The organism is Streptomyces sp. STAM6 (genome assembly GCF_054963715.1).
The window spans coordinates 1-3,845 of sequence record NZ_JBUEFZ010000078.1; the positions used below are offsets into that span (position 1 = coordinate 1).

At 67.5% G+C, this 3,845-nt stretch carries 5 protein-coding genes; 4 read left to right on the plus strand and 1 reads right to left on the minus strand.

Annotated features, from left to right (window positions below; translation table 11 throughout):
* Positions 1 to 409 precede the first annotated feature (409 nt).
* The 4 genes from ACY34K_RS33690 to ACY34K_RS33705 all read left to right on the plus strand — a co-directional run bounded on the left by ACY34K_RS33690 (position 410) and on the right by ACY34K_RS33705 (position 2,181).
* The gene (locus ACY34K_RS33690; protein ID WP_462754049.1) at positions 410 to 679 is read left to right on the plus strand and encodes a hypothetical protein; all 270 of its coding nucleotides are present in this window, start codon (positions 410 to 412) and stop codon (positions 677 to 679) included.
* Positions 680 to 844: 165 nt separating this feature from the next.
* Positions 845 to 1,186 (plus strand): hypothetical protein, encoded by a 342-nt coding sequence (locus ACY34K_RS33695; RefSeq protein ID WP_462754051.1) that lies wholly within the window; start codon positions 845 to 847, stop codon positions 1,184 to 1,186.
* Positions 1,187 to 1,352: 166 nt separating this feature from the next.
* Positions 1,353 to 1,565, plus strand: coding sequence for a hypothetical protein (locus ACY34K_RS33700; RefSeq protein WP_462754052.1), 213 nt, complete (start codon positions 1,353 to 1,355; stop codon positions 1,563 to 1,565).
* Positions 1,566 to 1,842: 277 nt separating this feature from the next.
* Complete coding sequence (locus ACY34K_RS33705; RefSeq protein ID WP_462754054.1) at positions 1,843 to 2,181, plus strand: hypothetical protein; 339 nt, start codon at positions 1,843 to 1,845, stop codon at positions 2,179 to 2,181.
* A gap of 478 nt (positions 2,182 to 2,659) precedes the next feature.
* Here ACY34K_RS33705 and ACY34K_RS33710 read toward each other — a convergent pair whose 3' ends face one another.
* On the minus strand, positions 2,660 to 2,941 hold the full coding sequence (locus tag ACY34K_RS33710) for a hypothetical protein (protein WP_462754056.1): 282 nt from the start codon (positions 2,939 to 2,941) through the stop codon (positions 2,660 to 2,662).
* Positions 2,942 to 3,845: the final 904 nt, after the last annotated feature.

Here is a 3,845-nt window from a genome sequence, read left to right on the forward strand (position 1 = left end):
TCCTGACCCGAGGTCCCCTGTTTGAGGGGGCGCGGCGACCCTGCCCTCTCCGCTGCCGTGCGTCATCCGTCCCTGAGTGATGACGTCTCCATCGTTCCGGCGTGCAACGCCCGGCTCACGCTGCCGCGTTGCGTGTTGGCTTGCGCGCGCAGGACCGCACGGTGGGCAGTCGCATGAGGTGGCGCCCCGTGCCGGTGGCGCCGCGTCGTAGGAGGGAGATCGGAAACCGCCTCGAAGCATGGGCAACTGGGCTGTTTATACGGCCAATTGGCGTCCATTTGGCTGATGTTGCGAGTCGATGTCCCCTACGGAGTGCTCGACGTGGAACGCCATATCTGGTTACTGATAGCGTCTGTTCAGTCACGGTAGGCAATCCGCCTCGATGTACGAGTGAAAATCCGAGGGTTTTATGCGCAAGCTTCAGCAGGTCGTGATCGCAGCAGTGGCGGCGGCGGGCGGCCTGTCCGCCGCCGGTGCCGGCGCCGCTGTCGCCGACACGTCCGACAGCGGGCCGAAGGTGTACGACCTCTACCGCCCCTACCAGGAGTGCAGCCCGCAGACGGTGGCGGAGAACGACGTCCCGATCGGCGTGCTCGGCCTGGCCGGCACCCTGGACACGGCCTGCGGCCAGTACAACAACGCCTTCACCAACACCGGTTCCACCAACGCCGGCTACTGAGCCGCACCCGCGTCACTCCGTGCCCGGCACCGGCCGCGGGGCTGTTCAGGGAGGGTCCTGAGCAGTCCCGCGCCACGGCCGGTCGCCTCGAGTCGATGCAACACCCCGCGCGCCCGACTCCAGGGCGCGCAGTGGGCACCCCAACGCAAGGAAAGCGCGCATCACATGTTCAGCAGGAAGAAGATCGCGGCCCTGACGGTGCTCGCCGGTGGCCTCGCCATGACCCTGCCCGGCGGCACCCCCGCTTCTGCCGCGCAGGCACAGGGAGGGTGTACGCGTGACCTTCTGGGCGGTGTCAGCTGTCATCAGAAGATCCAGGGCCACGCATCCGAAGACGGTGTGATGGCCCACCGGGAGACCTGCACTCCGGTCAAGCCCTTGACCGTTCCCGCCGTTCTGGGCGGTGGGATGATGCGGCTCGGGCCGGAGGTGACCTGTTCCCCCGCTACCACTGGAGCGCCCGACGCGGCCGACACGGAGTCGCAGCCGTTCGCTCCGCTGGTCTAATCCCGACTCACCACACACATCCCTTCCGGCCCGCGAGGCTCGGCCGCGCGACACGGCGAAGCCCGACACGATGCACCGCAGATCCCGGCATATGGCGAAAACTGTGTATATAAATACACGGAGTAGCCAAGCCGGGCATCGTGCCTGGGTAAGGAAGGGTTTGAACATGCGTAAGTTTCAGCGCGTAGCAGTGGTTGCCGCGGCGGTCGCGGGCCTGTCGGCCTTCGGCGCCGGTGTCAGCTTCGCCGGCGAGAGCGAGCCGGGTGCGCCCGTCACCGCGGTCGCCGAGTCCTCTGCCAACGCCGTTGCCGTCAGTGACGGCTACTACGGTCACCCGCAGGAGAAGCACGGCGAGCCGGAGCAGGGCCACGGCGAGTAAGACCTGAACCCGGGGCTCAACTGCTCGGCGCTGCCACGGACCCATCGACCCTCTCCGGGTCACTGATGCACCTCGCACCACTGTGAACGGACTGGTTGCGTCATCGCGCGGCCTCTTCGGCGGTGTGCCAGGTGGTACCCGTGGCAACGGCAGCCCGGACGCACGGCGGCTCATCACGCCTGTGCGTCCGGGCTGCGGCTATTCCCGCGCAGGGCGCAGCCCACGGCGCGTCCAGGCGCAAAGAACGATCGGGCCCGACGTTGTAAAGGAATTCCATATGTTCACTCCGCAGAAGATCGCCGCCATTTCGGGAGTCCTGGGAAGTCTCGCCGCAATCTGTGCCGGCGCCGGGCACGCGTACGCAGACGGACGTGCGGATGACTGCGACACCGGCGGCGCCGTCTGCATCCGCAAGGACGAGACCAAGGTGGACAAGGAGGGCAAGCACATCGTCACGCAGCAGCAGAACTGCTCCACGGCCGACCGGCCGAACGTGGCATTCCGCGACCACCAACTGCTGGGCGACAGTCAGACCGGCAGCACCGGGCAGGTCATCGACTGCTCCAACACGGCGAAACTGCCGGCAGGCTTCAAGCGGCCGAACCCCGTTTTCTGAGCACCGCGTCATCCATGCCGGACCGGGAACCTTCCCGGCCCGGCATTTCGCGGTGCCGCGGGCAGTCGGCCGAGGCTCCGGGAGAAGCACCCCTCCGGCCCGCGGCCCCACCTCGTCCCATCCAGCGGCCTCAGGACACGCTCCCCGGCCGGGGGCGCCTGGACCTGTGGATTTCCGCAGAAGGCTTCTGGCGCGAGGGGGCGTTGGCCGGCTGATCACGACCCGCGGGACAACAGGCCGTTGTCGTCGCCGCCCTGGCCGAGATGGCGGAGACGGTGGGTGAACCATCCACTTGTGTTGCAGTGGCGTCACGCGCGGCTGGTGCGTGGCCCGGAAGCCGGCGGCCACCGCCGGACTCGGGTGATCCGTCGCTGCCGCAGGAGGCCGGGCGGCACGCAAAGGTCCCGGCGCCCGCGCCCTGGGGCGCGGTGCCGGGACCTTTGCTGGGCCGGCGACGTGGTGTCGCCGGCCCGGGATGTCAGAAGGCGCTGTTGTTGCAGCCCATGGTGGAACCGATGTGCGTGGACTGGGCGCCGGGGTTGCCCTCGCCGTTGAGCCCGTTGCCCAGCAGGCCGTTGATCAGGCCGACCTCGCCGAGGACGTCCAGGTTCAGGTCGTGCGACTTGCACTCAGAGCTCTGCGAAATGTTGAACTTGTCGCCGTGGCCCTTGCCGCCCTGGTCGGCCTGGGCCGTGCCGCCCACCAGCCCGATGCTGCTGAGTGCGGCGACCAGCACGGCAACGTTGCGAAGCTTACGCATGTCATCTCCAGTGGAGTGAATGGGGGGTGCGATCCATGGAAGATCGACTTTTACCGTGACGGGAGATTAGTACGAAATGTCGTGAAACGGGCATCAACGCGCCGGTGTTGTCAACGAGCTCCAGGACCACCCGAAAGCGGTAACGTCCGCGGTCGCCGACCGGACCGACCCGTTCCGCGCGGACGCACGCGCCCTTTCGCTCTGCATTCTGGAGGGGCGCGCGCGTGGGGTATCGCGCTCCGAGCGCGCCGAGGATCAGTTCCGGATGCTGCCACGTCAAAGGGAACGGCTGTGGTCTTCTTGTGCTGCCTGGTGGCCAACGGGTCCTGTGGAGGGGACCGTTGCGCGAGGGGTGCCGACGTGGCCGATCCGGACACCGAAGCACATGGGCGTCCGTCATGATGTCGAGTTTTCGAGGGCAGCGGGTACGGCCCGCTCGAAGGGGTGGTCGCGCCCTGGAGCTGAGGTACACGTCTGCGCGGGTCAGCATCGCCCTCGATCGGGGTGACCGGAAGTGGAGCACGGCCCGGTCGGCGATGGCGGCTTGTTTCCGAGTTGGCCCGGCTGCACGGCCGGACCGCGCAACTCTGTGCCGCATTCATGGTCCGGCTCACGCCGCGGCGGTGCCCGCATGCGTGATCGCGGGCCCGGGCATCCCGATGCCCTCATTTACCCGGGCGGCACACGGTTGCGCCCGCGGAAGTCGATTCACGGACCTGGTTGGCCGATGTCGTCGATGTCGTCGGCCGCTGCGAGGAGTGCTGTGAGAATCCCGTCTCCGGGTGCGCGCACGGACCGGATCAGCCGACATCAGCGGCTTGATCCGGTCCCGACATGCCATCAGTGATGGTTGACCGGATATTTGCATCCGATCAACTGCCAGCTATTAAGGGTGATGTGCTGA

Bases quoted from the DNA above. Each gene is read 5' to 3' on its own strand.
- ACY34K_RS33710 (WP_462754056.1), bottom strand. From the start codon at position 2,941: ATGCGTAAGCTTCGCAACGTTGCCGTGCTGGTCGCCGCACTCAGCAGC.
- ACY34K_RS33695 (WP_462754051.1), top strand. From the start codon at position 845: ATGTTCAGCAGGAAGAAGATCGCGGCCCTGACGGTGCTCGCCGGTGGC.
- ACY34K_RS33705 (WP_462754054.1), top strand. From the start codon at position 1,843: ATGTTCACTCCGCAGAAGATCGCCGCCATTTCGGGAGTCCTGGGAAGT.
- ACY34K_RS33700 (WP_462754052.1), top strand. From the start codon at position 1,353: ATGCGTAAGTTTCAGCGCGTAGCAGTGGTTGCCGCGGCGGTCGCGGGC.
- ACY34K_RS33690 (WP_462754049.1), top strand. From the start codon at position 410: ATGCGCAAGCTTCAGCAGGTCGTGATCGCAGCAGTGGCGGCGGCGGGC.